The sequence below is a fragment of the Amycolatopsis sp. GM8 genome (genome assembly GCF_021653975.1).
Lineage (GTDB): Bacteria > Actinomycetota > Actinomycetes > Mycobacteriales > Pseudonocardiaceae > Amycolatopsis_E.
Genome location: NZ_JAJKFK010000001.1, coordinates 33,663 through 60,036 on the forward strand (window position 1 = coordinate 33,663; position 26,374 = coordinate 60,036).

Below are 26,374 nucleotides of genomic sequence, written 5' to 3' on the forward strand. Positions count from 1 at the left end.
CGGCACCAGCGCCGAGCCCTTTCTCATGGAGACCCACCGAAATGGTCCGCTTCATCGGTCCCGACAACGACGCATATATCGCGAGCCTCATCCGGCACGTCAGCGAATACGAGGAACTCACGGGAGAAATCGTGAACCTCGAAATCATCCCCGAAACCGACTACGTGACCAATTCCCTCGACGCTCTGCGTGCCCGGCTGCGCGGCAGTTCAGCGCCGGACGTGTTCGTGTCCGGTCCCGTCTCGATGTGGAAGCTCGCCGGCGAAGGCATCGTCGAACCCCTGGACGCGTACCTCGACACGTGCGGCAACGACTACCGGCCGGACGACTTCCTGCCGGCCTTGCTCTCGGCCAATCGCTGGACGGGTCTGCGGGGTGACGCCCTCGGTACCGGTCCGTTGCTGGAGATCCCGGTCAACTGGGAGACGTACAACCTGGCGTACCTGCCGGATGTGCTGGAACGGGCAGGTCTCAGCGAGCCGCCGTCGACCTGGGACGAGTACTTCGCCGCCGCGGCGAAGATCGCGGAGAACGTGCCCGGCGTCCGCGGCTTCGCGCAGCGTGGCACCGATACCTGGCACACGATGTACACCGGCTACGCGACCCAGGTCTGGTCATACGGCGCTACCGACTTCGACGACGCCGGGCGCAGCGCACTCACAAGCCCCGCGATACTCGCGGCGACCCGCGACTTCCTCACAGCCGCGCGCATGGCAGGCCCGGCAGCGTTTCCCGGCGGACATTGGCTCGACGTCGCCCGCGACTTCGCAGCGGGCCGCTACGGCATGATCGTCGACTCCGACCACTACGTCGCCTTCTTCGAGGGCGCCGATTCTGCCGTACGCGGGCGGGTCGCCTATACCCAGCCGCCGCTGGGGCCGGAGGGCCTGCGGGAGGCGAATATGTGGACCTGGTCGCTGGTCATGAACAGTGCCTCACACGACAAGCCCGGCGCGTGGCGATTCATCGAGTGGGCCAGCTCCCCGTCGTTCCTCGCACGGGCGGCGCTTGAGGGCAACATGAATCCGACGCGGCAAAGCACATGGGACGACGACGCGTTCCGGGCCGCGGCTTCCGGGTGGAGCGGCTTCGGTGACAACAGCCTGGCGATCCTCCAGACGACCGCGCGCGTGCTGCCGACTCCCATGCCGGAGTACCTCGATGTGGCAAGCCTGTGGTCGGCCGCGATCGTGGAGGCGTACCGGCAGCCCGATGCGCTGGAGCGCGTCTTCGGCGAGGCCGCGACTCACATCGATCATCTCCTGAGCGGCGATTGGACGAGTGCGTCGTGAGAATCGGTGTCGTGGGGGCCGGCCGCCACGCGAACAATGCCCTTTATCCGTCGATCATCGAATCGGGCCTTGAACTCGTCGCGGTCTGCGCACGCACTCGCGAACGGGCGGAGACCACAGCCAGGCGCTGGGGTGCGGCTGCGCACTACATCGCGGTCGACGACATGCTCGCGAGGGGTGATCTCGATGGGGTGGTGATCGCGGTCCCCGCCGGCGAATATCAGCCGATCATCGCCCGGTGCCTGGAGGCGGAACTCCCCGTCTTCTGCGAGAAGCCCGCCGGTCGAACGGCTTCGGATCTGCGTGAGCTCGCGGCTATCGCGGGGACGGCGAGGCGTGAGGTAGTCGTCGGCTACATGAAGCGATTCGCACCGGCCTATCGACGGGCTCGTGACATCATCCGTTCGGAGCGCTTCGGCGAGCCCACTCTTGCCCATTTCACTTTCGCGATGGGTCAGATCGACGACTACCTCGCCGATCCACGTCATTACCTCATCGACAATCCCGTTCACATGATCGACCTCGCGCGCTACCTCATTGGGGAACTCGACGAGATATCAGCGGTGCTCAATGTGGTGCCGGACTTCGGTCTCAGTGTGTGCCTGATCGCACGCACCGCCAACGGCGCAGCCTGCTCCTTCGATTTCTGCACGACGGGTTCTTTCGCCCACCGTGGAGAGTCCGCCGAGGTTTACGGGCGCGGTCACGCTGTCGCGGTCGACAACGTCGATACCTGCACGTTCCGCCCACTCGACGGGCCGGCTGAGACGTGGCGTCCGAACTACACCCTCCCGGTGCCGGCCAATTCAGGTTTCACAACGATGGGGTTCGTCCCCGCCCTCGAACACTTCCGCGAGGTTGCCGCCGGCCGCGTCGCCAACGAGTCAGATCTGGAGAGCGCCGCCCGAACCTTGGAAACCGTCGAACGGCTGTGGGACCAGGTCGAACCGACGTGGACCGCGACAGGTGGCACCTGATCGCACCGCGGCTCGTACCTCCGCAGGCTCTACGCTCGCGCGATAACCGCGCGCCCCGGCGCGGCCGGTGAGCCGGACCGCGCCGTCGAGGGCGTCGCAGGGCGAGCGCCATGCGGTCGAGGACGCACCGGACGATCTCCGGCAGCACCGGCCCGAGCACGGTGCCCGGTTCGTGCCGTGGCGCGAACATGTTGTCCAGACCAAGCTGGCCGAACAGGCCAACTGCCCCAGCAAACGGCCCCCGGCGTCGACCACGCCATAGTGACGAAAATTTGAACATGGTCAAGCAGATTCGGGACCTTGCCGAACTCAGCCGTCATATGCGCTCACCACCCCACCGGGGTACGCCATTCGCCGCCAAGGCACAACGTCTTGACGATGACCGAGAAACCTTTCAAGCCAAAGCTTGCAGTCGCATTATTCTCCGTCATCAGGATCGAATTTCCCGTGAGGCCAATCAAGCCTCCATCCCGACCCACTTTTCCACCCTCCACGAACCTTATCGACAATCCCCTGCGGAATACGTGCGATTTCAACGTCAAATCCCGGCTTACCTTCCATCAATATTGAAAACACGTAGAAATCTCCGATCTTTTCGTATGCGTGAGCACGCAGACGAACCACGCCACCCCCACGCAACGAAACTTCCCAATCCGAGAGCACGCCAAAAATATGTAAGCTTTGCTCGACTGGATCATACTGCAAAGTGCATCACTCGTTTGGAGACCAGAAGCGTCAGCGCTTCAGAAATTCAGACCGGAGACAGTTTGCTTGACTTTCAGCAAATCTTGCCCCTGGGCAATCATGACGAAACCTTCTCCATCAAAGGCGCCTATTATAGCAGCTCGAACCACGTCGCTCATATCATCAGCGACGTGCTCAAGACTTTTCAACAGCGGAATCCCAACAGGAGCCTGCAAGATGATCACATCATACGCAAAGGTCGGATCCGCGGATCGGATGACTGCCTCGATATCACTTGGCGCAGCGGACAGTCGACATGCGGCAAATACTTCTTCCCCGCGGGAGAATATGCTGGATGCACCATGGACACCACCCGGATCGGACCGGCGCCAAAGTGGCAATTCCAAGAGGAGTCACGAGCGATCAAACACTGTTTTGAGAACAACGGATAAATCTCGCAGATCGACTTGACCGATACCGCCTCTACTAAAATCGAGAGCTTGCTCGATATCCTTGTCGTCTGCGATCAAGCCAACCGCAGGAAATTCCGCAGTGGCAGCACTGGCCGACCGGGCGATTGTGAGCCCCTGAGCAAGACCTTGATGGGCGTACCTGCGACCCATTTCGCCGACTTCTTTGACATAGATAGCCACTTGTCCGCCCGTCCTCGCAAATTTGATATAAGCCGCCGTATGACACTCGTTAACCACAATGCGGGCCGATTTCACCCACTCGGATCGCCGCCTCACCTCCGAACTGGTCCGACATCTGGAAGGCTCCACATTCCCAACACCAGCATTACTCATGTAGACAACATACCCGCGCAATAGTCAATCTCCGAGATGCCGTCAACTTCACTCGCGATCATTCGACGGCCTCTACCCGCGTGACAACCTCGGCCCGAGCGTTCTCGAATCGGCGAAAGAAAATAAACTTTGCTTCTTGCCACGGAACAACTCGCGCCGGTCCGGCACTGAACGTTGTATGGTCTACATCTACAACCTGGACGGTATCGAACGGCTCAGACATACTCAGGAAGCGTACAACGGCAACGTGGTTTCCTGGCTCGCTATCCAATGCAATCCAGCTGGACCTCAGGTAGTCAGCTTGATCAATATCGTATCGCGCGAGGCTGAACTCTGCACTGTTTCGCGATCGATCTGCCTCGATCGGATCTCTCACAAAAACGTCGAACAAACATTCGGCGAGATGCTCCCACGAACGATACATATCATGGTCACGGTAGCTGATCATCGCACGATCAGCAAACGGAATCATGGCCAGAAGCGCGTTCCGAAAGTTGGAAAACAGCTCGTCTACCGTCGCCCTCAAGATGTCGTCACTGCTCACGGCTGCTAACCCCATAGATTGTCGATCCACCCGAGTTGCTCACGTGTGATGCCCAGGACGACTCTACCTTGGTCGTCAGTAACAAATACACAGCCCTTGGCTAGCGCCCCGAACCACGGCATTCTTGGGACCGACGAAGTTCTTTATTCCAGCGCCGCTCCTGCCCGCTCCCGGAAATTGGAAAGATTTATCGAGCTGAGGCTCTGCACAACTGTTGTGGACCAGGACCGGTGTGGATGCCGGCGTAGTGGGTGTGGATGCCGTCGATCTGGAGGTTGCCGACGGTGAAGGTGCGTTGGTAGGCGCGTGGCGTGGTGATGGTGGCGGTGAGGACTTTGTCGCCGACTTTGACTTGGTCGATGGGCTTGTCGCGGCCGTCGGCCATCGTGACCGGGTGCCCGTGGAGAAGCTGTTCAGACATGACGAGGCGGGTAAGGTCTGCGCCGGGAATGAACCACATGACTGTTCCCCGGCCGCCTGTCATGTAAGCCGAACTCAGGCGGCGGGGGCGGGATCCAGGAACACCGCGTGCACCGGCACGAACTCCGAATGCCACCCAGCCAAGCCGGCCCGAATTGTCGCCTCGTCGTCTTCGATGTAGTCAGGGATCTGATCGAGGCCCGGAACATTGCCCGTCAAGAAGGCTGCGCTCTCCGCAACCAGTTTGAGCCGCGCGCCAGGAGCCGGCCACATTCCCAATTCCAAACCGAACAGCCGGTCCTCGTTGCGCGGAGTGGATCCGCCCACGGTCCAGGCTGTCCTGGCCGTTGACCTGGGGCTGGCTGTCCACGACAGTTCGCGCACCCCTTGAGCGACAAGCACGCCCGTATTGCCCTCCCGAAGTTGCAGCGCCAGCCGCAGCTCGAACAGCAGACCGACCGTGGAGCGCAGCGCGTCAAACCTCACGTCAAGCAGCTGCGCCTCCTGCAGCGCGTCGTCCTCGGTCAGCGGATCCATCTCCGGCTTCGACCCGAATCGCCGCAGCCGCGGGTCGGGCCAAAGCAAGTCCCCGATAGTGATCATGACAGCGGGACTCGAGCGTATGGATCTGACAGATCCCGAACTTTTCCCTGGTATTCCTGGCGGGACCTCATAATCGATTCCCCTCTACTGCCGCGAGGATCTGGCGCGGGTCGGCAGATTGCAGGACACACGAGTTACGGCTCCCACAGTCGACGTGGCGTGTGGTTCTGCTTCTTGCCGTACAGCGCAACCAGCTCGTCATGTATCGGCCCCTTACCGGGAGACCGGCGCCACCACCAGTCGCGATCCGCAACATTTCTCTCGCTCACTCGCGGAACAGCTCCATCGGAGTCGACTTCCGTAACTTCTCGGAACTCCTGATCAATTTCATCCGTAAACTTGCGAACTCGTCGACGGAGCTCTCCGCACAATTGCAAAATTCCGTTTTCGACATGATCGCGAGCGACGAGAGCAGCAATCAAATCGTGTGCGCCCCAAACAGAATGATCATCATCAGACTTGTCAAGATCAGCGATGATCTTCGTGACATGCGCGCTCCAGGACTCGAGTAAATTCCTCAAGGAAAACTCGACCGTTGGGGCGACTAAGATTTGAACACGGTCGAGCAGATTCAAATCTTCGTCTCTGAATTGATCTGAGAGTTTACCAAATTCAGCCGCCATATGTGCTCACCGCCAGGGAAGTATGCCGTGCTTCGCCAAGGCACATCGTAGTTGACGATGCCCCGGACACCCATCGACTCGAACATAGTTGCGTTCTTCCCCTCCAGGCGCGCTGGGCCGTACCGCGATCGGGTTTGCTGTGTCTGCGTGCCCCACAATGAACTCCACGATCTCATCCAAAGAATACTGGGAACCGTGAAACTCATGGCCACCAGACCTACCCTTGCCGAACGGCTCTCCACAACTGTTGTGGCCAAGATCGGTGTGGTGCCGGTGTAGTAGGTGTGGATGCCGTCGGTCTGGAGGTTGCAGGTGTGAGGGTGCGTTAGCAGACGCCTAGCGTGGTGATGGTGAAGGCGGTTTCGGTGACCAGCCACCGCACGATGAATAGGGTCTGTTCAGGAAACATCCCCAGCAGGGGTGGTTCGGTGTTCGCCATGACGGTTACCGACGGTGTGCTGCCACGCCATTCGAGCGGCGTCACACCATGCGGGAGCGGGCCGCGCGATGACGACGCGCCGTGCGAAGTCCGCAGCAAGTGACGGCGGGGTGGTGCGAACGCGCAAATCATGCCCACTTCGAGTGGCGTGCTCCGCCGCGCCGGCACCTGGGGTGCGAAGTTGCGTCCCCGGCGCGGCTGTGATCCCGTGTGCCGGATCGTGGTGATCCGCCCCATCGGACGACGACTGTGGAGCCGTGGCAGAACCGCCCAGGTGCGAGGAGGAGACGAACGTGAGAGTGAACGACCGGCCGTGCTACTACCTCGTCAGCCCGGCCGGCTACCCGAACTACGGCGACGAGCTCGTCGCCGCGACGTGGCTGCGGTATCTGGCGAAGGTCGCGCCGGAGGCGGACGTCTGGCTGGACTGCCAGGCCCCGGGCAACGCGCGCCTGCTGCTCGGCGAAGCGCATCCCCGCGTCCGGTATGTCGACACCCTGTGGCGGCTGTGCTGGGCGGCCCCGTCCCCCCAACCCTGGGAGATCGCCGCCTGGATGCAACACGCCGCGCACAATCCCGGCATCGAGCCACGCTTGGCGGCCGGGATCGAGTTGCTCGCGCACCTCGACGTCGTCCACGTGCTCGGCGGCGGATACCTCGCCGGATTGTGGCCGAACCACATCGGGCTGCTCGCCGGTGCGGCGGCCGCCGCCCGCCGGTCGGGCGCTCGCGCCGCCCTGACGGGCCAGGGACTGTGGCCGGCCGCGCCCGGCGCCGCACCGATCCTGCGCGCATTGGCGAGCCGGTTCGACATCGTCGATGTCCGCGACGAAAAATCCGCGGACCTCCTGTGCGGCGACGGCACTCCCACCCAGGTCACCATGACCTGCGACGACGCCTTCCTCGGCATCGACGAGGTACCAATCGACCCGCGGCCAGCGCCGAAATACGTGGTATGCCTGCAATCCGACGCCAGCGAATGCGGCAACCAGCAACTCGCCGCGCTCGCACTCTCCTGCCTACGTTCATGGGGCGCCCACGGCGACGAAATCGGCATCGTCGAAGGCATTCCCGGACTCGACCGCGTGATCTTCGCACTGTTCGAGCACGAGATACCCGGTGCGCGCTTCTACCCGTTCAGCGGGGTCTGGGCGGACGGCCTGCCCGTCGCCGCCGACCAGACCTGGATCTCCACGCGGTTTCATCCGCATCTCCTCGCCGCCGCCCACGGCGCCGGCGGACTCGCGATCAGCGTCCACGCCGACTACTACCACAGCAAACACGAATCATTGCTGAAACTCGGCTCCCCCTGGACGTTCGCCGGCGCGCCCGAACTGCCCGGCGCGGTGCCCATGCCCGTCCCGGCCGGGTTTTCCGCCGACGTGGTCCGCGACTGCCAAGCCCGGAAGCTCGCGATCGCACGCTCGGTGTACCCGGACAGCCCGCACTGACGCGTCCGACAGCTCACATCACTCCTCCGCGAGGGCCCCGTACCCGCGCTGCAGGTTCTGCCGGAACGGCGCGTGCTGCGCCGCCGGCACGGCGCCGAGCAGCTCCGCCTCGATCCCCTCGACCAACGGGTCGCAGCGTTCCAGGAGCGCGCGGCCCTCTTCGGTGAGGGTCAGCAGCAGGACACGGCGGTTGTCCGGGTCGCGGCGGCGCGCGATGTGTCCCTCGCGTTCGAGCCAGCGGACCATCTCGTTCATGGTCTGCGGGGTGACGAAGGAGCGCCGGGCGAGCTGCGCGGACGACAGCCCGTCCCGGGCGCGGAGCGCGGTGAGCGCCGTGAACTGCAGCGTGGAGAGGCCGTGCGGGCGCAGCACCTCGTCCATCCGGGCCCGGATCGCCAGTTCGAGGCGCTTGACCAGGTACAACGTCAGGGGTTCGGTGGCCACCACCTGATCGTCCCGCACCGCCGCCGCGGTCATGCGAAGTGCTCCCGCAACGCGGTCTTCCGCACCTTCCCGGACCCGGTCCGGGGCAGCTCGTCCCGGAAGTCGACGTGTTTGGGCACCTTGTACCCGGCCAGCCGCTCGCGCAGGAACGCGATCAGCTCGCCGGCGGTGACCGGGGACCGCGCCACGACGACCGCCCGCGGGACCTCTCCCCATTTGGCGTCCGGTGCGCCGATCACCGCGCACAGCTCGACGGCGGGGTGCTCGTAGAGCGCGGACTCCACCTCGGCCGGGTAGACGTTCTCCCCACCCGAGATGATCATGTCCTTGATCCGGTCGACCACGGTGACGAACCCGTCCGTGTCCACTGTGGCCACATCACCGGAATGCAGCCACCCGCCGGCGAGGGTCTCGTCGGTGGCGTCGGGGCGGTTCCAGTAGCCGCGCATCACGTTCGGCCCGCGGACCACGATCTCGCCCCGCTCCCCCGGCGCCACCGGATCGCCGGCCGGGTCCACGATCCGGACGTCGGTGAAGAACGACGGCACCCCCGCGCTGCCCGCTTTGGCGCGCACGGCCTCCGGGTCCAGGACCAGCACGCCGGGCGCGGCCTCGGTCATGCCGTAGCCCTGCACGAACGTCAGGCCCCGGTCCAGGTACCGGCGGATCGTCGCCTCCGGGACCGGGGAGCCACCGCACAGCAGGGTCCGCAGCGACGAGAGGTCGGCCTCGGCGAAGCCCGGGTGGGCGGCGATGGCGTCGTACATCGCGGGGACCCCGAACAGCGTCGTGACTCCGTGGCGCGGGATCAGCTCCAGCGTCCGGCCGGGATCGAAGGACTCCTCCAGCACACAGGTACCGCCCTTGAGCAGCGTCGGCAGGCAGGTCATGCCCAGCGCCGCCGCATGGAACAGCGGCGCCGAGACCAGCGCGACCTGATCGCCCGCGACATCGCTCTCCACCAGCACGTTCACGCAGTTCCAGGTGAGGTTGCCGTGGGTCAGCACAGCGCCCTTGGGCCGTCCGGTGGAGCCGGAGGTGTACATGATCAGGCAGGGGTCGTCGAGCGAAACGGGCTCGTCGACCGGGTCCGCCGCACCACCCGGCACCTCCCCGGCGATCAGCCGCTCCCGCAGCCCGGCGACCTCGGGCACCGCGACGCCCGGGGTGTGGACCAGCACGGACACCCCGGCGTCGGCGAGCACGAACGCCAATTCCGGTGCGGCGAGCCGGGCATTGAGCGGCACGAAGATCGCGCCCAGGGACGCGGTGGCGAAGAGGGTCTCCAGGTAGGCCGGGTGGTTCGGGCCGAGGTAGCCGACCCGGTCACCGCGCCGGATCCCCTTGTCCCGCAACACTTGCGCCATCGCCGACGCGCGTCGCGCCAGCTGCGCATAGGTGATCGACGTGTCGCCGTGGACCACCGCGGTCCGGCCCGGGGTCATCCGGGCGCGGCGCGCGGGCCACGAGCCCAATCCGCCGTCGCGCATCTCAGTCGTTCAAGTACGCGGTCAGGCCCGGGCGGAAGGTCTTTTCGTCGAGGAACTGCGACAAGCCCTTCTGCCGGCCGGTGTCGGCGTCGAGGAACTGGGACTGTTCGAGCTTGGCATAGAGGTAGTCCTCGGCCTGCTCCCACGGCATCTCCTGGGCGAGCTTGTAGCCCACCTTCGCCGCGCGCATGACGACCGGGTTCATCGACGCGAGCTTGAGCGCCAGCTCGCGGGTCCGCTCACGCAGCCGCGCCGCGGGCACGGCTTCGTTGACCAGCCGCATCTCGGCGGCCCGGCGGCCGTCGAAGGGCTCGCCGGTCATGATGAAGTACAGCGCGTCCCGCTGGCTGACGGTCGCCGCGAGCGCCCGGGAAACCACGCCGCCCGGCGGAATGCCCCAGTTGATCTCCGAGAGGCCGTACTGCGCCTCCTCGTCGGTGATCGCCAGGTCGCAGGCCACGAGCGGGGTGAACGCGCCGCCGAAGCACCAGCCGTTGACCATCGCGATGGTCGGCTTGGACCAGTTCGACAACCGCTTCCACTGCCATTCCGCGGACGCGCGGCGCACGCGGATCTGGAGGCCGGTGTCGCCGGACTCGTCGACCTCGCGGAAGTACTCCTTGAGGTCCATCCCGGCGGAGAACGAGTCCCCGGCGCCGGTCAGTACGAGCACTTTGCAGCGCGGGTCGCCCTCCAGGGCGTCGAGGGTGCGGACCATCTCGTCGTTCAGGGTGGGCGACATCGCGTTCCGCTTGCCGGGGCGGTTCAGCGTGACCCAGGCGATGCCCTCGTCGAACTCGACCAGGACGGTGTTGCCCCAGACCTCGGTCTTCTCGGTGATGGGTGCGGCCATGACGGTTCTCCTCAGAACGGGTAGCGCGCGGACTCGGCGCGGACGGTGACCCACTGGGTCTCGGTGAAGGCTTCGACGTTGGCGCGGGCGCCGCCCACGCGGCCGATGCCCGACGCCCCGACTCCGCCGAACGGGGCGGCCGGATCGTCGTTGACGGTCTGGTCGTTGATGTGCACGAGGCCGGACGGAATGCGGTCGGCCAGCGCGAGACCCGCGGCGGGGTCTGCGGTGAGCACGCCGAGAGCCAGGCCGTACTCGCCCTCTGCGGCGAGCGCGGCGGCCTCGTCGAGGGTGTCGAACGGGCGCACGCAGGCGACCGGGCCGAACACTTCCTCGGCGTACGCCGGGATGCGCAGGTCGCAGTCGGCCAGCACCGTCGGCCGGTAGAAGGGCCCGTCTGCGGTGCCGCCCTGGACGAGGCGAGCGCCGGCGGCGACGCTGCGGTCCACCAGGTCCCGGATCTTCGCGAGCTGGCCGGCGTCGATGATCGGGCCGATGGCGACGTCGGCGGTGAACGGGTCGCCGACAGGAAGCTGCTCGGCCTTCTTACCCAGGAGCTCGACGTAGCGGTCGTAGCGGGAGCGGTGCACGAGGTGCCGCCCGGTCGCCATGCAGATCTGGCCCTGGTGCAGGAACGAGCCGAACGCCCCGCACGACGCGGCGGCCTCGATGTCGGCGTCCTCGCACACGATCAGCGCGCTGTTCCCGCCCAGCTCCAGGTGCGCCCGCTTGAGCAGTTCACCGGCCTTCGCCCCGATCGCCCGCCCCGCCCGGGTAGACCCGGTGAACGACACGACCGGGATCGCCGGGTGCTCGACGAGCGCGGCGCCGGCCTCGGCGTCACCGGGCAGGACCTGCAGCACACCGGCCGGGACCCCGGCCTCCTCGAAGATCCGCGCGATCACGACGCCGCCGCAGACCGCGGTCCGCGGATCGGGCTTCACGATCACCGCGTTGCCCAGCGCCAGGGCGGGCGCGACCGAGCGCATCGACAGCAGCAGCGGGAAGTTGAACGGCGAGATCACCGCGACCGTGCCCGCCGGCACCCGGCGCTGCAGGCTGATCCGCCCGTCGGCGGGCAACAGCTCGCCGTACGGTGCCGACGCCAGGGCCGCAGCCTGGGTGCACTCGCCTGCCGAGCTCTCGATCTCGATCCCGGCCTTGAGCCGCACCGAGCCGGACTCGCGGACCAGCCACTCCGCGATCTCGTCCGCGTGCTCGGTGAGCAGCGCGGCCGCCTTCAGCAGGATCGCGGTGCGCTCGGTGTGCGGGCGGGCGGCCCACTCGCGCTGGGCCTCGGCGGCGCGGTCGGCGGCGGCTGCCACGTCGGCGGCGCTCGCCAGACCCACCGAGCCCAGCGCCGCACCGGTCGCGGGCTCGCGCACCTCACGGACTCCGCCGCCGGGGACCGTCCAGCCGCCCGCATAGACCCGGTCCTGCCATGTCGCGGGATCGAGGAAAGTCACTGAACCTCCCAAGGGTTTATTATCAGGAAACCTGATGATAGCCTACGGGATGTGAGTTCCTGTCGCGGGACCGTTCTCTGGCCGATCGCCGTTGGCGATCAAGGGATTCACGGGCGTGGACAAAGCCGGGCCACGGGCTGTGGGCCGACGTTTGACCACGACCGTCGGCTACCCTAAAGTCGAACTCGATTTACGTTCATCTTCGCGTTCCGGCTCATCGAGGAGTGGAAATGACGAGCACGATCGGGCAATCCCGGACACCGGGTGCACGCGCGGAGCAGCAGGCGCCGCGGCTCTCGGATGAGCAGGCCGGGCACATCCGGCACGTCGACAACCTCTCGCGGCTTCCCCGCGGGGACTGGCGTCACATGGCGGGCCCACTGCCCTTCCAAGAAGACTTCAATTCCTACCGTTACCAGCTCGGCTACATGAGTCTGGCGATGGCGCTGGCGCACTATCACCAGCTGCCGGCCGCGCCGGCGGTGTTCAAGGGACAGCTGGACCGGCTGATCCAGAAGATGCTCGAACCCGATGCGTGGTCGTACTGGCGCGACACCAGCACCCAGGGTGGCTACGGGCCCTTCACTTTGCCCCGGCTGCCCAGCCGTACCGATCCGGTCGCGGTGGACAACATCATGTACAGCGCCTACCTGCAGGTCATGACCCTGGCGTACACGATGTTGTTCGACGACCGGAAGTACGAGCAGTCGGGCTCGCTGAGCTTCAGCATGCGACCCGTCCTCTGGGGCAAAGACCGCCACGAGCGGTTCGAGTACGATCAGCGATCCCTCAACGAACGCATCTACTGGAACATGGTCGAGAACGGCTACCTCGGCGTCGCCTGCGAACCCTTCTGCGTCTTCCAGATCTGCAACCAGGTCCCCATCCTCGGTTTCCGCCTCCACGACCACCTCTACGGCGGCGAGATCGCCGAGGAGGTCACCCAGGGCTATGTCGCGGCGTGGGAGCGGTTCGGCGGGAGCGTCAATGCCAACGGTCATTTCAACAGCTACGTCATGCAGCGCAACGAGTTGCAGCCGGACGACATGTTGTTCGACCGCGACCTGGCCTGGACCGACGGCTGGCTCGGCATGCTGATGAACATGTGGCGTCCCGAGCTCGTCCGGACCGCCTACGACAACTCGATGGAGCGCTGGCTGGACCGGCGGGCCGACGGCCTGATCTCCATCCGCGACCTCTCCCGCATGCCCGGCAGTGAGGACCTGGTCTCGCCCGGCACCCTCGGCGAGATGGGCTGGCTCGCCGCGTGGGCATCGGAGATGGGCGACCGCGAAGTCGTCGATGGGCTCCTCGGTCACGCCGACAGGTACATGAACCCGCAGTGGGAAAACGGCGGGCTCTACTACCCGCGCCGTGACGAGTCCTACGACGAGGACGGCAACTTCGTCGCCGTGCCGCCCGTGGTCAGCAACGCCACGTTCCCCTATGCGCGGCTCAACGTCGCCGACGGGCTGCGCACACTGTTCGAACGGCCCTGGTCGGACCGGGAACGCTCACGTCCCGCGCTCACCGAGATCGGCGAGTCGGTCGACGTCCGGCGCGCCTGGTACCACAAGGAGGCCCGCCGCCTGCAGCTGGCCGTGAGTCCCATGCACGGCCTGTCGAGCGCGACGACGGACCTGGCGCTGTCGCGGGTGTGGGACCGGGGTGAGTGGACGCTCACCCTCGACGGGGTCGCCGTGGCGCGCGGTGACAACAGCACTGTGACCGCGACCGACGACGGGCGACGACTCCAGCTCAGGCGCACCGACGACGAGTTGCGGCTGTCGCTGGACGTCCGTGGCCACCTCGACGTCGAGATGTCCTGGAGCTGAGCACCGTGCTCGACGACCTCGGGCCGCTGGTCGACCACCACGGTCGCGATGTCACGGAGCAGGACTTCCTTGGCCGTTACCAGCTGGTCGACGCCGGTCGGGGCGCCGACCCGGAGGACCCGGACGGATACGCGGTGCCGCACACCGCCCGGATCCGGCAACTCTGCGAGACGCCGACCGCCTGACACGCAACGAATCCCGACGATCGATCCCCCAACACACAATGAGGTGTATGTGATGGCACGACGCGCCGTACTGGTTCACGGGGCATGGCACGGATCCTGGACCTGGCAGCCGGTGCTGTCGCTCCTGAGGGAACGGGACGTCGACCCGGTCACCGTGGATCTGCCCAGCGCGGGCAAGGGTGGTGACCTCCAGGACGACGTGGAGGTGGTCCGCCGGGCCGTGCTGGCCGACGATCGGGACACCGTGCTCGTCGCCCACTCCTACGGCGGGATGGTGATCACCGAGGCGGCATTGGAGCTGCCCACCGTCCGGCACCTGGTCTACGTCTGCGCCTTCATGCTCGACGCCGGAGACTCGGTTGTGGGCGCCGCCGATGGCGCGTTGCCGGACTGGCAGGACGTCGACAGCGAGCAGGGCGTGATCCGGGTGACCTCGCCAATGTCCGCGTTCTACGGTGATCTGCCCGCGGATCTGGCGGCCGAGTACTCCGGACGTCTGACGACGCAGAGCGTGGCTTCCTTCGCGCAGCCGCTGTCCGGGGCGGCGTGGCGGACGATCGACAGCACCTACCTGGTCTGTGAGCAGGATCAGGCGATTCCGGCCCCCGCACAACGAATGATGGCCGAGCGGGCCACCCACCGCATTGAGATCGCCAGCAGCCACACCCCGATGGCGTCCCGGCCTCAGGTCGTGGCAGACCTGATCACCGGCGTGACGGTGCCCTGACCGACCGGCAGCAGGCCCGCCTCGGCCATTGACGCGGCAGCACCCACGTGCCATCGTAACTCGAACACGGTTCTACTTTAAGGGGTGACGATGCTGTCTGCCGAGGACAACGAACTGGTGTGCCGGACCGGCCCCGGTACGCCGATGGGCAAGCTCATGCGCGAGTACTGGCTGCCCGCGTTGCTGAGCAGCGAACTGCCTGAAGCCGATTCCACGCCAGTACGTCTCCTGCTGCTGGGAGAGCGGTTCGTCGCGTTCCGCGACAGCAATGGCGAGGTCGGGATCATGGCCCACAACTGCCCGCACCGTGGCGCTTCGCTCTTCTTCGGGAGGGTCGAGGACGGTGGCCTGCGATGTGGTTACCACGGTTGGAAGTTCGACCGGGCCGGCACCTGCCTGGACATGCCCAATGAGCCGGCGGAGAGCAACTTCAAGAACAAGGTCCGTGCCCGGGCGCTCAGGGTCGAGGAGCGGGGCGGAATCATCTGGGCGTACCTGGGTGATCGGGAGACACCGCCGCCAATGCCGCACTTCGACTTCTTCGACGCGCCCTCGGATGAGCAGCAGGTCGTCGCCTACCAGGTCGAGTGCAATTGGCTCCAGCCGGTGGAAGGCGACATCGACACCAGTCACTTCGGCTTCCTGCACGTAGGACACCTCGACCCCGATGCGGCGCCGGAGGGCTCGTTCCTGCGCCATATGCTCGAGGACCGCGCACCCCGCTATCGAGTGATCGACACGCCATCCGGTACCAGTTACGGCGCCTACCGGCCCGCGGGCAATGATTCAGAGACGTATTGGCGCATCGCGCATTTCCTGATGCCCTTCTACACGATGATCCCCGTGGGACTCTTGGGCAGCGCGCGCAGCTTCGTCGCCCGGGTACCGATGGACGACACCCACACGATGGTCTTCCTGGCCCACGAGAGCGCCAAGCGCGTGAACAGTGATCTGGCGATCGACGACGATTCTTTTGCCGGTTTGAAGACACTTCCCAACACCACGGACTGGTACGGAAGATTCAAGTCAGCCCGGAACATCGGGAATGACTTCGACATCGATCGCGATGCCCAGAAGGCCCGCACCAGCTGGAGCGGTTTGCAGGGCGTCCCGCTCGAAGATCGAGCCATGTGCGAGAGCATGGGCGAGATCGTCGAGCGTCCCAATGAGCACCTCGGGAGCGCGGATCTGATGGTCATCCGCACCCGCCGCCGAATCATGAAAGTTGTGCGGGCGCACGAGAAGGACGGGACTGTCCCGCCCGGAGTGGATGACCCTGAGGCCTACCGGCAGCGGTCCGGGGGCGTCGTGTTGCCGAACGGCGCGGACTGGCTCGAAGGCACCAAGGAATTCCGTGAAGGACGGGCTCTTCCCGACCTCGACCCGGCTCTCTCGGCTGGTGTGTGAGTCGATGCCACACGACGCGTTCTCGATTCCGTACGACATGGACGTCTCTTCCTACCCGCATGACGACGGCGACTGGGTGTGTCGTCTCGAGTATGTCGAGATCCCCGGATGTGTGGCCGAGTCGCGCGATCCCCTGGTGGCGCTGGCGCAATTGGAAGCTCAGCGTGAGCAGTGGATCCGTGAGCGGATGGCGAACGGCGAGGAGGTGCGGGGCCCTCGTCCCCCGCTCACAGCATGATTGCCGATCACGTTCTGCCCGTCCCGTTGACGATTGTCGACGTGCGGGACTACGGGAAGAGAATCAAGGTATTCGATTTGGCCGCTCAGTCCGGGGAACGACTTCCCGCGTGGCAACCCGGTTCCCATGTCGACTTGAGTCTTCCTATCGGGATCCGGCGCAGCTACTCGCTCGTTCCGTCTTCGAGCGAGTCGGTCTGGCGGATCGGTGTGCTGAAGGAGGACGACTCACGCGGTGCGTCGCGATGGCTGCACGAGCAAGCCCTGGTCGGAGATCGCGTAGTCGCCGAAGACGTACGGAACAACTTCGACCTCCACCCGGCGGTCGATGAAGTCGTCTTCGTAGCCGGCGGCATCGGTTTGACTCCGTTCCTGTCCATGCTGCCGGCGGTGGATGCCGCCCGGGTTCCCTGGCAGTTGCACGTCGCCATGGCGCACACAGAGGAACTAGCGCTTCTGGGCGATTGGGGCCTGCGCCCCGAGGTCCACACCTACTGCGATGATCGCTCGCAGCGCATGGACATCCCGCGGCTGACGGCCGCTTTGCGTCCGGATCAGTTGCTGTATGTCTGTGGACCGGCCCGCATGCTGGAGGCGGTGCGAGGACTGCTTCCGGCGGATCCCCGGGTTCGTTTCGAGGCCTTCGGCGCTGAGGTCTCAGAGAGCGAGACGGACACGGTGATCCGCATCGATTGCGCGCGCAGCGGCGTGAGCGTGGACGTCCCCGCGGGACGCTCCGTGCTCGCGGCGCTCAGGGACATCGGCGTCGAGGTGCCGTCCTCCTGCGAGGAGGGCGTCTGTGGGTCCTGTGAGACTGCCGTTCTCGACGGCGTGCCTGACCATCGGGACGGCATTCTGAGCAGTGAGGAGCGCGAAGCTGGAGAGACAATGATGATCTGCGTCAGCAGAGCTCTGACGCCCTATCTGACCTTGGACCTCTAGGCCCGGGCGTCGAGCCGGCGCGCATAGAAGTCCTGGACGACCTCGTCGAGGCGAGCGATCACCCGCGGGTCGCCCTGCGGGTCGCGGCTGAAGGCGAGTTCGTAAAGCGCCCCGGCCATGGTGATCGCGATGACGCAGTCGTCGAGTGCCAATGGACTACGCGTCAGTTTACCGAGGCGGTCCCGGTGGCGCTGAGTCAACGTGTTCCGGAACTCGCGATGGATCAACCGCACGTACGGCGAGGCTTGGCTGTCGAACCAGAGCCCGCGAAGTCCTGGGTACCGCGCGAAGAAGTCGACGAACCGGCGGTGAGAATCCACAATGGACGTGCGCCAATCGCCGCCGTCTTGCGGCAACTGCGTCGCTTCCAACAGCCGCTGCCGGTACAAATCCGCCACCGCGGCGACGATCTCGTCGAGGTCGCGGAAGTAGTGATAGATGGTGCCGGTGGACGTGCCGGCCGTACGGCCGATCTCGCGGATCGACACCGAATCGCTCTTGTGCCCGTGGACATCGATCAGGTCCCAGGCGGCATCCACGATCTGCGCACGTCGCCTACGCCCCCGCTCCTGCGGCGGCAGCGGCGTGAACGAGACCTCCTCGTCGCCGGTCGATGATGTCACCACCGCACCGTATCGCGTCGATGCCGGAATACGGCGCGACGCCCGCGTTCTTCGGTGGCGTTTTCACGACGCGACGGTCGACCGTCCCACGACGACCGGGCCGAAACCGGCTAGTTGCCGGAGCAGGCCGACCGTGTCGGCCGGGGCCGCTGGCCCGCTCCAACCGATGAACAGGTCGGGGCGCACGAGTACGAGCGGCTGCGCATAGCTCGCCTCGACAGGCACCACCGAGAGCGGGATGTCGAATGTGGCCGCGGCTTCGGCGAAGGGGCCCGGATCTCCCCCGGCGCAGATCAGTGTGAATTCCCTGCCGAGCACATCGAAAACGGAGCGTCCGTCGGGCAGCCAGGCGTGCGGGAAGCGGGCGCCAGGGGCGAGGCTCGGCCGGTACTCGTCGATCCGGGTGATCGCGCCTTCCGCCGACTGCCCGTCCGCGGCGATCCCCGGCGAGTCCACATAACGGGACCCGAACTGCACACCCTGGCTGTGCCACTGCTGCCGATCGACCTTCGCGATGAGCTCCCCCGCCTCGGCGCGAAGCCGGGCCCCCTCGGCGTCGTCGATCTGGAGGGCGGGGTCGCGGGCGACCGTGGCCATGTCCCGGTCGATCTTCAGCGCGGCGCGCGATGTGGCGTCGCCGACCGAGCGGCGCTCCACCTCGTACGCCTCCATTAGGTCCGGTCCGCCCCAGCCGCCCTGCAGCGCCGCGAGGCGCCAGCCCAGTCCGACGGCGTCGGCGATGCCGGTGTTCATGCCGAAGCCACCCAGGGGCAGCCACAGGTGCGCGGCATCCCCGGCGAGCATGATCCGCCCGTCGACGAACCGGTCGGCCACGAGCCGGCGCGGCGTCCACCGCACAACCTGGATCTTCTCCAGCTCCATTTCGCGGCCGAGGGCGGCGCGCAGGACCTCGTCCTCGTCGAGGTCCTCGGGTGCGGTGCCCTCGGGAACCCGGGCATGGCACAGGAAAAGCCCATCGCCGTCGAGTTGCACGAACGAGCCCTTGAGAGATGGTCCATACCACCAGTACATCCAGCCGGGCCGCTCCGACGCGGCGAGTTCGCGCGCCAGCTCGGCCGAACGGAAGTAGACCGACAGCCGGTTCTCCGCGGCACGGGAGTCGCCCTGCAGCCGGGCGCCGATCGCCCGCCGGGTGGTGCTGGCCCCGCCGTCGCATCCCACGACGTAGTCGGCGGTCAGCACGCTCCCGGTGTCTCCGGCGTTGACCCGCACCTCGACGATCTCGCCGCGCTGCGCGACTCCGACGACCTCGTGTCCACGGGCGATCTCGACGGTGTCGTACCCGCGGGCGTGTTCTTCGAGGATCGGCTCGAGGAAGATCTGTGAGATCCGGTGCTGGGGCTCGGGAGTCGGCCACTCGTCGAGCTCGGGTGCCGTCCGGTCCAGGATCTCCCGCGCGGACGAAAACTGGAAGCGAGTGAGTTCCCAGCCGGTGAGGCTCGTGCAGTACACGACGTCCGTGGGGTGGTCGAGTGGCAGCCCGGCGCGGCGAATGCGGTCCGCCACACCGAGCCGGCGGAAGTACTCCATCGACCGGGCGTTGGTCGTGTTGCAGCGCGGGTTGTCCGTGGTGGTGTCCTGCTTCTCGAGCACGAGCGTGTCGATGCCGCGAGCGCCGAGCTCGGCGGCGAGGGTCAGGCCGACCGGTCCCGCGCCGACGACGATCACGGAGCGGTGTCCGGAGGGAGTGGGCATCAGTGGTTCTCCTCAGAGGTGTCGAGTGCCTGCAGGGCCTTGTCCGCGGCGGGAAACACCCGGCAAAAGGTTCGCCAGAAGACGTTTTCGAGATGCTCGGCGTCCATTTCGGACGCGAGCAGCTCTTCCAGCACGGCCGGCACGTTGTAGCTGACGGGATCGGCGTAGGAGTCGGTGCCGAACATCAGCCGCTCGGAACCGAACCGGCTGACGAAGGTGTCGAGCGGGCGCAGCAACGGGAAACAGATCGCGGTGTCGAACAGGATGTTGTCGAACCGATCGGCCAGATCCATCACGTACTGGATCTGGGTCGAGGCCGAGAACCCGTCGAGGGCGACGATGGTCGCGTCGGGATGGTTGCGGGCGAGGTCCGCGAACATCCACGGCGCTTCGAGGTTGGACTCGGCGAACATGTGGATATAGCAAGGAAGCCCGCGTGCAGTGGCCTCGTCCACGAGCGCGTGCATCCGCCGGTCCGAGACTGCGACGCCCTGATACCGGGTGTGCCAGACGACGCCGTCGAGACCCAGTTCGCCGGTCATCCGGTCGAGTTCCTCGCGGCAAAGCGCGAGCCCGTGCAATGGCTCCACCGTGCCGAGCGCGGCGAGGAAACGCGGCGATCGGTCCCGGTAGGCCGCGATCGCGTCGTTGACCTCGCGGGTGTTGACGATCCCGTATGGACGTTCGTACTGCAGGCCCGGCATCACCGCGCACGCCGTCATGCCGAAGCGATCGAGCATCGCGTGATGGGTATCGACGGGGTCACGCGGTGCCCCCGAGGTATTCCGTTCTTCGGCCGCGCCGATCGAGAGGGTGCCGACGTGGTGATGGGTGTCGACGATGTGCCGGACCGTTCGCCTCGTCATCACAACTCCTTGTGGCCGGCCGAGTTCGCGCGCCTGCGCAGCGCCGCGATGGACAGCAGGCTGATCACCCCGAGCACGGTCATGTAGGCGGCGACGGACCAGCTCGCCTTCGTCGAATCGAGCAGGGCGGCGGTGATCAGCGGCGCGAGCCCGCCACCGAACACGGACCCGACCTGATAGCCCAGCGACGCGCCGGAATAGCGGACGTCGGTGCTGAACAGTTCGGCGTAGAGCGCCACCTGCGGGCCGAACATCAGCGAGTGGATGGTGAAGCAGACGAACAACGCGACGAAGATCAGCCACAGATTGCGGGTGTCGATCATCGCGAACATCGGCCAGCCCCAGGCGGCGACGCCCACGGCCCCGAGGATGAACAGCTTCGGCCGGCCCACGCGGTCGGACAGGTGCGCGAAGTACGGCAGGAAGAACAACGGCGCCACGCAACCGGCCAGGATCACGCCGAGCAGCGGGCCTCGCGCCAGGTGCAACGACCGGACGCCGTAGTCGAGAATGCCGGACACCACGATGAACGCGACGGCGTTCGGGAGCACGAAAGCGCCGCCGGCGAGCAGGATCGTCCGCCAATGCTCGCGCAACACCTTCGTCAGCGGAGGCTGCTCGGCCGCGGTCGGCTCCGGGCGAGCCGCCTGCAGTTCCTTGAACTTGGGCGTGTCCTCCACCGCACGGTGGATGTAGAGCCCGACGCCGATCATGACCAGGCCGGACAGGAACGGAATCCGCCACCCCCACGCCATCATCTGCTGGTTCGAGAAGAGGAAGGACAGCACCAGGAACGCGCTGATCCCGCCCATCAGCCCCAGTTGCGAGCCGACCTGGACGAAACTGCCGAAGAACCCGCGCCGTCGGCTCGGCGTGCTCTCGGTCAGCAGCAGCGACGCACCGCCCCACTGCCCGCCGAGCGCGAAACCCTGCAGCAGGCGCAGCAGGACGAGCAGCACCGCGGCGGCCCAGCCGATCGTCGCCGCCGTGGGCAGCAGGCCCATCAGGAAGGTGGCCACGCCCATCACGACCGTCGACGCGACGAGCACCGGTTTGCGGCCGTACCGGTCGCCGAAGTGACCCGCGACCGCACCACCGACCGGGCGGGCGACGAACCCGACGGCGAAGGTCGAAAACGACGCCAGCGTGGCGGCGGTGTCGCCGAGCCCGGAGAAGAACAACGGGCCGAGGAAGATCGCGGACGCGGTGGCATAGACGAAGAAGTCGAAGTACTCGATGGCCTGCGCCAGCACGGCAACGGTGACCAGGCGGCGCAACCTGTGTGGTCGGGCGGCCGGTGAGTCACCCAGCCGGGCTGCGGTGGCCGGCGTGGAGGGTGTGAGCTCAGTCATGCAGAGAAAACTAAGCCGCCCGGAGAAATAGCACTATGACGATTTTCGGCTACTTGACTGAGCCAGAAAGCTATTGATGCTCGCTCAGCAGCTCGTGAATGCCTTCGCGGAGCACCTTTGTGAGCGTCGATTGGAACGCGGTGAGTCTCTTGCCGCGACGCTGCACGAGGTACAGCTTGTCGTGCAGTACGTGTCCCGTGATCCGCACCTCGCGCAGCAGACCGGCTTCCAGCTCGCGGCGCACGGATTCCCGCCAGAGCAGCGCCACCCCGAGTCCGCCCTGCACGGCCACCTTCATCGATTCGGCACTGCCGAGCTCGATTTCGACCCTCCGGTCCACGACCCCGATGGCAGCCAGCGCCGAGTCCTGGCTGCGGCGGATCGCCGCGCCGGCGGGCGGGCAGACGAAGGGCAGCCCGCTCAATTCGGCGACCGACGCCGAGTCGCCGACCTGGTCGTCGTCAGGCGCCGCGACCAGGCAGAACGGGGGCTGAGCGATCAGCTCGGCCTCGAAGGAGTTGGCGTCGAGCACGGCGTCGGTGGCGACGACCGCGAAGTCGGAGCGGCCGTCGAGCGTGCGCTCAAGCGCGATTTCCACAGTGGACTGGTTCAGCGAGATCGACGCGTGGCGATGCTCGCGACGGAAGTCCACCAGGATCCGCGGCAGTACGTAGTTGCCCACCGACATACTCGACCCGATCGACGCCCGCCCGGACACCCCGCGGGAGATGTCGCGCAGGCTGCGGTCCAGTTCGGTGCGCCCGCGCAGCACCTCGGTGGCCCACTGGTGCACTTCCGCGCCGGCCTCGGTGAGCTTCATGCCCCGCCCGTCGCGCTGGAAGAGCTTGACGTGCAACCGCTCCTCCAGTGAGCGCAGGTGGGCGCTGACCACCGGCTGGGAGACGAACAGATCCTCCGCCGCGAGGCGGACCCCGCCCCGCTCCACCACGCTGCAGAAGACCTCGAGCTTGTGCAGGGAGATCCGGTTGTCCGGCGTCGTCGACGAACTCATAGAAGAAATGCTAAGTCCTGATGCCGAACTTTCACATAGACCTATATGAGCGGGTGGTCGTAGCGTCGGTTCATCCGCACCGCCGAGGAGGTCCTCATGCCGCTGGCCGTTGTCACGGCGTCGCACTCGCCGCTCATGCACACCGTGTCGCCACGCGGCGACGCGCGGGCCGCGGTCGATTCGGCGTTCGCGCAGGCCCGCGCATTCGCCGCGGAATTCCGGCCCGATCTGGTCGTCGTGGTCGCGCCGGACCACTACAACGGCATGTTCTACGACCTGATGCCACCGTTCTGCGTCGGCACCGCGGCCGAAGCCGTCGGCGACTACGGCACCAGCCAAGGATCGCTCGCGGTCGACCGCGAAGCCGCCCGGCAGGTGGTCCAGGAGGTCCTGGCGGCGGGCATCGACCTGGCGATGTCCGAGCGGATGGTCGTCGACCACGGCTTCGCCCAGCCCCTGGAGCTGCTGTTCGGAGCCATCGACGCGGTGCCGACGGTGCCCGTCTTCATCAACTCCGTGGCGGTGCCGTTCGGCCCCGTGCGACGGACCCGCCTGCTCGGCGAAGCACTGGGCCGTGCGCTGGTCGGGCTCGACCGTCGAGTGTTGCTGGTCGGCTCGGGTGGCCTGTCGCACGATCCACCACTGCCCACGCTGGAGGACGCACCACCCGAGGTCGCCGCCCGGTTGATCGCCGGCAGGCATCCGACGCCGCAGGAGCGGGCCGAGCGCGAGGCCCGGGTTCGCACCGCCGGGCTGGCCGTCGCGGCCGGTGAGCCGGGGCCGCGACTGAACCCGGATTGGGACCACGCATTCCTGGACCTGCTGGCCGAGGGGCGGCTCATCGCCACCGAAACCTGGACGAACGACTGGATCACCGCCGAAGCCGGCAACTCAGCGCACGAGGTGCGCACCTGGCTGGCCTGCTATGCGGCCCTGGCGACCGCGGGCCCGTACACCATGCGCAGCAGCTTCTACCGGCCGATCCCGGAGTGGATCGCCGGTTTCGGCATCACCACCGCAGAAACCCGGAGGAACTCGTGACCGTGCCCATTCCCGCCCCGGTGACCGACGAGCCGACCATCTGGACCGCCCTGCTGGGGCAGGACCTGACGGTCCGGCACGTGCAGGTCGGCGAGTGGCACACCCGCGTATTGGAAGCAGGCTCGGGACCGGAGACCGTGGTACTGCTGCACGGCGTCGGCGGACACCTCGAGGCCTACGCGCGCAACATCCCCGCCCTCGCCGCGCGGTACCGCGTGATCGCCTACGACTACCCGGGGCACGGGCTGACGACCCCGGCGACCCGGCCGCTCGAACTGCCGGACTACGTCGCCCACCTGATGGGTCTTCTCGACGAACTCGGGGTGACACAAGCACATCTGAACGGGGAGTCGCTCGGCGGCTGGATCGCGGTGAAGGCCGCCTACGCCCACCCGGAGCGAGTGGGCCGGATCGTGCTGAACACCCCCGGTGGCGCACTGTCCGATCCGGCCGTCCGCGAGCGGATCCGCACGCTGTCCCAGGGCGCCGCCGACGATCCGAGCGACGAGCGGATCCGCGCGCGGGTCAGCTGGCTGATGGCCGACCCGGCGAGTGTCACCCAGGAACTGGTCGACGTCCGGCGGACCATCTACGCGCAGCCGCCGTTCGCCGGGTCGATGCGGAACATCATGTGCCTGCAGGACGGAGACATCCGGGCACGCAACATGATCACCGACGACGAGCTGGCCGCGATCACCGCACCCGCCCTTGTGGTCTGGACCAGTGACGACCCATCGGGGCCGGCCGCCGTCGGGCTGCGGATGGCGGAAAAGCTCCCCAATGGGCGGTTCGAACTGGTCGAGGGCGCCGGGCATTGGCCACAGTGGGAGCGGCATCGCCGGTTCAATGAGCTCGTCCTGGACTTCCTCGGCCAGCGAGAGGGGGCCGTCCTGTGACGTCTACCCAGCTCCCGGTCCGCAATCCCCGCACGGGGCGCGTCGACCACGTGGTCCAACCGCCGACGGCAGCCGAGCTCGCCGAGCTGTGCGCAGGACTCCGCCGGGCCCAGCCCGCGTGGGCCGCGGCGGGGATCGGCCATCGGGTCGCGGTGATGCGCCGCTGGGCGGATGCCATCGAGGCGAACGCGAAGGCGATCGGGGACGCGGAGATGACCGACACCGGCCGCAGCCGGGTGTCGCACGAGGTGCCGTACATGGTCGCGGCCTCGATCCGTGGCTGGTGTGACGCCGCACCCGGGCTCCTGGAGCGCGCCCGGCTCCACGGTGTCTCCAGCGTCTCCCCCACGGTCAGCTACGACACCGAGTTCGATCCGTACTCCCTGCTCGGCGTGATCAGCCCGTGGAACCATCCGTTCCTGCTGTCCACATTGGACGCCGTGCCCGCGCTGCTCGCGGGCTGTGCGGTGATCATCAAGCCGAGCGAGGTGACGCCCCGCTTCGTCGAACCGGTCGCCGCCACCATCGCCGAGGTGCCCGAACTGGCCGCGGTGCTGCGCTACGTGACCGGCGGACCGGACACGGGCCGGGCCATCGTCGAGGAAGTGGACGCGCTGTGCTTCACCGGCAGCGTCCCTACCGGCCGCGCATTGGCACAGACCTGCGCCCGGCGCTTCATCCCGGCATTCCTCGAACTCGGCGGCAAGGACGCGGCGATCGTGACCGCCTCGGCGGACCTGCCACAAGCCGCGGCCGCGGTCCTCAAGGGAGCCGTGCACAACGCGGGGCAGGTGTGCTTCGCGACGGAACGGGTCTACGTCGACCGGTCCGTGCACGACGCGTTCATCGAGGAGCTGACCGGTCAGGCCCGGCTGCTCGAACTCAATTACCCGGACGTCGACCGGGGCCACCTCGGCCCGTTCATCCTCGCCCGGCAGGCCGACATCGTCGACGACCATCTCGCCGACGCACTGGCCCGGGGTGCGGTGCTGCAGTGTGGTGGCCCCAGCGAGACGCTGGACGGCGGCCGGTACATGCGCGCGACCGTGCTGACCGGCGTGGACCACTCGATGAAGATCATGTGTGAGGAGACGTTCGGACCGGTTGTCCCGGTGCAGGCCTGTCACGACGTCGACGAGGCGGTCCGGCTCGCCAACGACAGCGAGTACGGCTTGTCCGCGGCGGTGATCGCCGGCGACGAGGCCGAAGCCGCGGCGATCGGACGACGTCTCAATGCCGGTGCCGTGAGCCTGATGGACACCTCGCTGACCATCACGATCATGCGGGACGTCGAGAAGACCTCGTACAACTCCTCGGGGCTGGGCGGCTCGCGTATGGGGCCCAACGGGATGCTGCGTTTCCTCCGCCGCAAGGCATTGCTCACCCGCTCCGGCCCGGTGCCGGACATGGACTCATTGCGTGAGGACGCGTGACAAGGAGGTC

General features: G+C 66.8%; 28 protein-coding genes. 13 read left to right on the forward strand and 15 right to left on the reverse strand.

Going from position 1 to position 26,374, the window contains the following annotated elements:
- Nucleotides 1-41: 41 nt before the first annotated feature.
- The 3 genes from LOZ83_RS00160 (at nt 42) to LOZ83_RS00170 (ending at nt 2,531) form a co-directional block, all read left to right on the forward strand.
- Nucleotides 42-1,292 carry an ABC transporter substrate-binding protein gene (locus LOZ83_RS00160; protein WP_236787648.1) on the forward strand — a complete coding sequence of 417 codons (1,251 nt, stop codon included), beginning with the start codon at nt 42-44 and terminating at the stop codon, nt 1,290-1,292.
- A complete protein-coding gene (locus LOZ83_RS00165; protein WP_236787650.1) occupies nt 1,289-2,269 on the forward strand; it encodes a Gfo/Idh/MocA family protein in 981 nt (326 codons plus the stop codon). Before LOZ83_RS00160 ends, LOZ83_RS00165 begins: the two co-directional genes overlap by 4 nt.
- Before the next feature lie 67 nt (nt 2,270-2,336).
- Nucleotides 2,337-2,531, forward strand: coding sequence for a hypothetical protein (locus tag LOZ83_RS00170; protein WP_236787652.1), 195 nt, complete (start codon nt 2,337-2,339; stop codon nt 2,529-2,531).
- Between the two features lie 481 nt (nt 2,532-3,012).
- Here the strand turns inward: LOZ83_RS00170 and LOZ83_RS00175 are convergent, their stop codons facing one another.
- The 6 genes from LOZ83_RS00175 to LOZ83_RS00200 all read right to left on the reverse strand — a co-directional run bounded on the left by LOZ83_RS00175 (nt 3,013) and on the right by LOZ83_RS00200 (nt 5,949).
- Entirely contained in the window at nt 3,013-3,198 is a 186-nt protein-coding gene (locus LOZ83_RS00175) for a hypothetical protein (protein ID WP_236787654.1), read from the reverse strand.
- Between the two features lie 168 nt (nt 3,199-3,366).
- On the reverse strand, nt 3,367-3,606 hold the full coding sequence (locus tag LOZ83_RS00180) for a hypothetical protein (RefSeq protein ID WP_236787656.1): 240 nt from the start codon (nt 3,604-3,606) through the stop codon (nt 3,367-3,369).
- Between the two features lie 211 nt (nt 3,607-3,817).
- Entirely contained in the window at nt 3,818-4,303 is a 486-nt protein-coding gene (locus LOZ83_RS00185; RefSeq protein WP_236787658.1) for a hypothetical protein, read from the reverse strand.
- A 187-nt stretch (nt 4,304-4,490) separates the two neighbouring features.
- Nucleotides 4,491-4,763 carry a hypothetical protein gene (locus LOZ83_RS00190; RefSeq protein WP_236787660.1) on the reverse strand — a complete coding sequence of 91 codons (273 nt, stop codon included), beginning with the start codon at nt 4,761-4,763 and terminating at the stop codon, nt 4,491-4,493.
- Nucleotides 4,764-4,798: 35 nt separating this feature from the next.
- The gene (locus LOZ83_RS00195) at nt 4,799-5,326 is read right to left on the reverse strand and encodes a hypothetical protein (RefSeq protein ID WP_236787662.1); all 528 of its coding nucleotides are present in this window, start codon (nt 5,324-5,326) and stop codon (nt 4,799-4,801) included.
- A gap of 134 nt (nt 5,327-5,460) precedes the next feature.
- A complete protein-coding gene (locus LOZ83_RS00200; RefSeq protein WP_236787664.1) occupies nt 5,461-5,949 on the reverse strand; it encodes a hypothetical protein in 489 nt (162 codons plus the stop codon).
- A 732-nt stretch (nt 5,950-6,681) separates the two neighbouring features.
- Between LOZ83_RS00200 and LOZ83_RS00205 the strand changes: the two genes are divergently transcribed.
- Nucleotides 6,682-7,839, forward strand: a complete 1,158-nt coding sequence (locus LOZ83_RS00205) for a polysaccharide pyruvyl transferase family protein (protein ID WP_236787666.1) — start codon at nt 6,682-6,684, stop codon at nt 7,837-7,839.
- An 18-nt stretch (nt 7,840-7,857) separates the two neighbouring features.
- On the opposite strand, the gene LOZ83_RS00210 is transcribed toward LOZ83_RS00205, so the two are convergent.
- The 4 genes from LOZ83_RS00210 to LOZ83_RS00225 are packed head-to-tail and all read right to left on the reverse strand — an operon-like array spanning nt 7,858 to nt 12,092.
- Complete coding sequence (locus LOZ83_RS00210) at nt 7,858-8,316, reverse strand: MarR family winged helix-turn-helix transcriptional regulator (protein ID WP_236787668.1); 459 nt, start codon at nt 8,314-8,316, stop codon at nt 7,858-7,860.
- Nucleotides 8,313-9,773 (reverse strand): long-chain fatty acid--CoA ligase, encoded by a 1,461-nt coding sequence (locus LOZ83_RS00215; RefSeq protein WP_236787670.1) that lies wholly within the window; start codon nt 9,771-9,773, stop codon nt 8,313-8,315. Before LOZ83_RS00215 ends, LOZ83_RS00210 begins: the two co-directional genes overlap by 4 nt.
- A 1-nt stretch (nt 9,774) precedes the next feature.
- On the reverse strand, nt 9,775-10,626 hold the full coding sequence (locus LOZ83_RS00220; protein ID WP_236787672.1) for a p-hydroxycinnamoyl CoA hydratase/lyase: 852 nt from the start codon (nt 10,624-10,626) through the stop codon (nt 9,775-9,777).
- An 11-nt stretch (nt 10,627-10,637) separates the two neighbouring features.
- Nucleotides 10,638-12,092, reverse strand: coding sequence for an aldehyde dehydrogenase family protein (locus tag LOZ83_RS00225; RefSeq protein ID WP_236787674.1), 1,455 nt, complete (start codon nt 12,090-12,092; stop codon nt 10,638-10,640).
- 230 nt (nt 12,093-12,322) lie between these two features.
- Between LOZ83_RS00225 and LOZ83_RS00230 the strand changes: the two genes are divergently transcribed.
- From LOZ83_RS00230 to LOZ83_RS00255, 6 genes are all read left to right on the forward strand, one after another.
- Nucleotides 12,323-13,927 (forward strand): hypothetical protein, encoded by a 1,605-nt coding sequence (locus LOZ83_RS00230; protein ID WP_236787676.1) that lies wholly within the window; start codon nt 12,323-12,325, stop codon nt 13,925-13,927.
- 5 nt (nt 13,928-13,932) lie between these two features.
- Nucleotides 13,933-14,112 (forward strand): SCO family protein, encoded by a 180-nt coding sequence (locus LOZ83_RS00235; RefSeq protein ID WP_236787678.1) that lies wholly within the window; start codon nt 13,933-13,935, stop codon nt 14,110-14,112.
- 52 nt (nt 14,113-14,164) lie between these two features.
- Complete coding sequence (locus LOZ83_RS00240; RefSeq protein WP_236787680.1) at nt 14,165-14,839, forward strand: alpha/beta hydrolase; 675 nt, start codon at nt 14,165-14,167, stop codon at nt 14,837-14,839.
- Between the two features lie 90 nt (nt 14,840-14,929).
- Nucleotides 14,930-16,246 (forward strand): Rieske 2Fe-2S domain-containing protein, encoded by a 1,317-nt coding sequence (locus tag LOZ83_RS00245; RefSeq protein ID WP_236787681.1) that lies wholly within the window; start codon nt 14,930-14,932, stop codon nt 16,244-16,246.
- Between the two features lie 4 nt (nt 16,247-16,250).
- Nucleotides 16,251-16,484, forward strand: coding sequence for a hypothetical protein (locus LOZ83_RS00250; protein ID WP_236787683.1), 234 nt, complete (start codon nt 16,251-16,253; stop codon nt 16,482-16,484).
- A complete protein-coding gene (locus tag LOZ83_RS00255; protein WP_236787685.1) occupies nt 16,481-17,425 on the forward strand; it encodes a PDR/VanB family oxidoreductase in 945 nt (314 codons plus the stop codon). Before LOZ83_RS00250 ends, LOZ83_RS00255 begins: the two co-directional genes overlap by 4 nt.
- On the opposite strand, the gene LOZ83_RS00260 is transcribed toward LOZ83_RS00255, so the two are convergent.
- From LOZ83_RS00260 to LOZ83_RS00280, 5 genes are all read right to left on the reverse strand, one after another.
- Nucleotides 17,422-18,048 (reverse strand): TetR/AcrR family transcriptional regulator, encoded by a 627-nt coding sequence (locus tag LOZ83_RS00260; RefSeq protein ID WP_236787687.1) that lies wholly within the window; start codon nt 18,046-18,048, stop codon nt 17,422-17,424. The two genes, LOZ83_RS00255 and LOZ83_RS00260, sit on opposite strands and share 4 nt — an antisense overlap.
- 63 nt (nt 18,049-18,111) lie before the next feature.
- Complete coding sequence (locus tag LOZ83_RS00265) at nt 18,112-19,764, reverse strand: FAD-dependent monooxygenase (RefSeq protein ID WP_236787689.1); 1,653 nt, start codon at nt 19,762-19,764, stop codon at nt 18,112-18,114.
- Complete coding sequence (locus tag LOZ83_RS00270; RefSeq protein WP_236787691.1) at nt 19,764-20,630, reverse strand: amidohydrolase family protein; 867 nt, start codon at nt 20,628-20,630, stop codon at nt 19,764-19,766. Before LOZ83_RS00270 ends, LOZ83_RS00265 begins: the two co-directional genes overlap by 1 nt.
- Nucleotides 20,630-21,982: an MFS transporter gene (locus LOZ83_RS00275; protein WP_236787693.1), complete on the reverse strand. Its 1,353-nt coding sequence runs from the start codon at nt 21,980-21,982 to the stop codon at nt 20,630-20,632. The genes LOZ83_RS00270 and LOZ83_RS00275 overlap by 1 nt, the downstream gene beginning before the upstream one ends.
- A 70-nt stretch (nt 21,983-22,052) precedes the next feature.
- The gene (locus LOZ83_RS00280) at nt 22,053-22,994 is read right to left on the reverse strand and encodes a LysR family transcriptional regulator (RefSeq protein ID WP_236787695.1); all 942 of its coding nucleotides are present in this window, start codon (nt 22,992-22,994) and stop codon (nt 22,053-22,055) included.
- A 96-nt stretch (nt 22,995-23,090) separates the two neighbouring features.
- Here LOZ83_RS00280 and LOZ83_RS00285 point away from each other — a divergent pair, with 96 nt between their 5' ends.
- Genes LOZ83_RS00285 through LOZ83_RS00295 form a run of 3 tightly spaced genes read left to right on the forward strand, consistent with a single transcriptional unit; the run spans nt 23,091 to nt 26,364 of the window.
- Nucleotides 23,091-24,035, forward strand: a complete 945-nt coding sequence (locus tag LOZ83_RS00285; RefSeq protein ID WP_236787697.1) for a 3-carboxyethylcatechol 2,3-dioxygenase — start codon at nt 23,091-23,093, stop codon at nt 24,033-24,035.
- The gene (locus LOZ83_RS00290; RefSeq protein ID WP_236787699.1) at nt 24,032-24,931 is read left to right on the forward strand and encodes an alpha/beta fold hydrolase; all 900 of its coding nucleotides are present in this window, start codon (nt 24,032-24,034) and stop codon (nt 24,929-24,931) included. The genes LOZ83_RS00285 and LOZ83_RS00290 overlap by 4 nt, the downstream gene beginning before the upstream one ends.
- Complete coding sequence (locus tag LOZ83_RS00295) at nt 24,928-26,364, forward strand: aldehyde dehydrogenase family protein (RefSeq protein WP_236787701.1); 1,437 nt, start codon at nt 24,928-24,930, stop codon at nt 26,362-26,364. Before LOZ83_RS00290 ends, LOZ83_RS00295 begins: the two co-directional genes overlap by 4 nt.
- Nucleotides 26,365-26,374 lie beyond the last annotated feature (10 nt).

Excerpts from the sequence above, each read along its gene's own strand:
- LOZ83_RS00190 (WP_236787660.1), bottom strand. The coding sequence starts at position 4,763 with ATGTGGTTCATTCCCGGCGCAGACCTTACCCGCCTCGTCATGTCTGAA.
- LOZ83_RS00160 (WP_236787648.1), top strand. The coding sequence starts at position 42 with ATGGTCCGCTTCATCGGTCCCGACAACGACGCATATATCGCGAGCCTC.
- LOZ83_RS00230 (WP_236787676.1), top strand. The coding sequence starts at position 12,323 with ATGACGAGCACGATCGGGCAATCCCGGACACCGGGTGCACGCGCGGAG.
- LOZ83_RS00220 (WP_236787672.1), bottom strand. The coding sequence starts at position 10,626 with ATGGCCGCACCCATCACCGAGAAGACCGAGGTCTGGGGCAACACCGTC.
- LOZ83_RS00195 (WP_236787662.1), bottom strand. The coding sequence starts at position 5,326 with ATGATCACTATCGGGGACTTGCTTTGGCCCGACCCGCGGCTGCGGCGA.
- LOZ83_RS00275 (WP_236787693.1), bottom strand. The coding sequence starts at position 21,982 with ATGACTGAGCTCACACCCTCCACGCCGGCCACCGCAGCCCGGCTGGGT.
- LOZ83_RS00255 (WP_236787685.1), top strand. The coding sequence starts at position 16,481 with ATGATTGCCGATCACGTTCTGCCCGTCCCGTTGACGATTGTCGACGTG.
- LOZ83_RS00200 (WP_236787664.1), bottom strand. The coding sequence starts at position 5,949 with ATGGCGGCTGAATTTGGTAAACTCTCAGATCAATTCAGAGACGAAGAT.
- LOZ83_RS00270 (WP_236787691.1), bottom strand. The coding sequence starts at position 20,630 with ATGACGAGGCGAACGGTCCGGCACATCGTCGACACCCATCACCACGTC.
- LOZ83_RS00210 (WP_236787668.1), bottom strand. The coding sequence starts at position 8,316 with ATGACCGCGGCGGCGGTGCGGGACGATCAGGTGGTGGCCACCGAACCC.
- LOZ83_RS00285 (WP_236787697.1), top strand. The coding sequence starts at position 23,091 with ATGCCGCTGGCCGTTGTCACGGCGTCGCACTCGCCGCTCATGCACACC.
- LOZ83_RS00245 (WP_236787681.1), top strand. The coding sequence starts at position 14,930 with ATGCTGTCTGCCGAGGACAACGAACTGGTGTGCCGGACCGGCCCCGGT.
- LOZ83_RS00240 (WP_236787680.1), top strand. The coding sequence starts at position 14,165 with ATGGCACGACGCGCCGTACTGGTTCACGGGGCATGGCACGGATCCTGG.
- LOZ83_RS00280 (WP_236787695.1), bottom strand. The coding sequence starts at position 22,994 with ATGAGTTCGTCGACGACGCCGGACAACCGGATCTCCCTGCACAAGCTC.
- LOZ83_RS00215 (WP_236787670.1), bottom strand. The coding sequence starts at position 9,773 with ATGCGCGACGGCGGATTGGGCTCGTGGCCCGCGCGCCGCGCCCGGATG.
- LOZ83_RS00265 (WP_236787689.1), bottom strand. The coding sequence starts at position 19,764 with ATGCCCACTCCCTCCGGACACCGCTCCGTGATCGTCGTCGGCGCGGGA.
- LOZ83_RS00250 (WP_236787683.1), top strand. The coding sequence starts at position 16,251 with ATGCCACACGACGCGTTCTCGATTCCGTACGACATGGACGTCTCTTCC.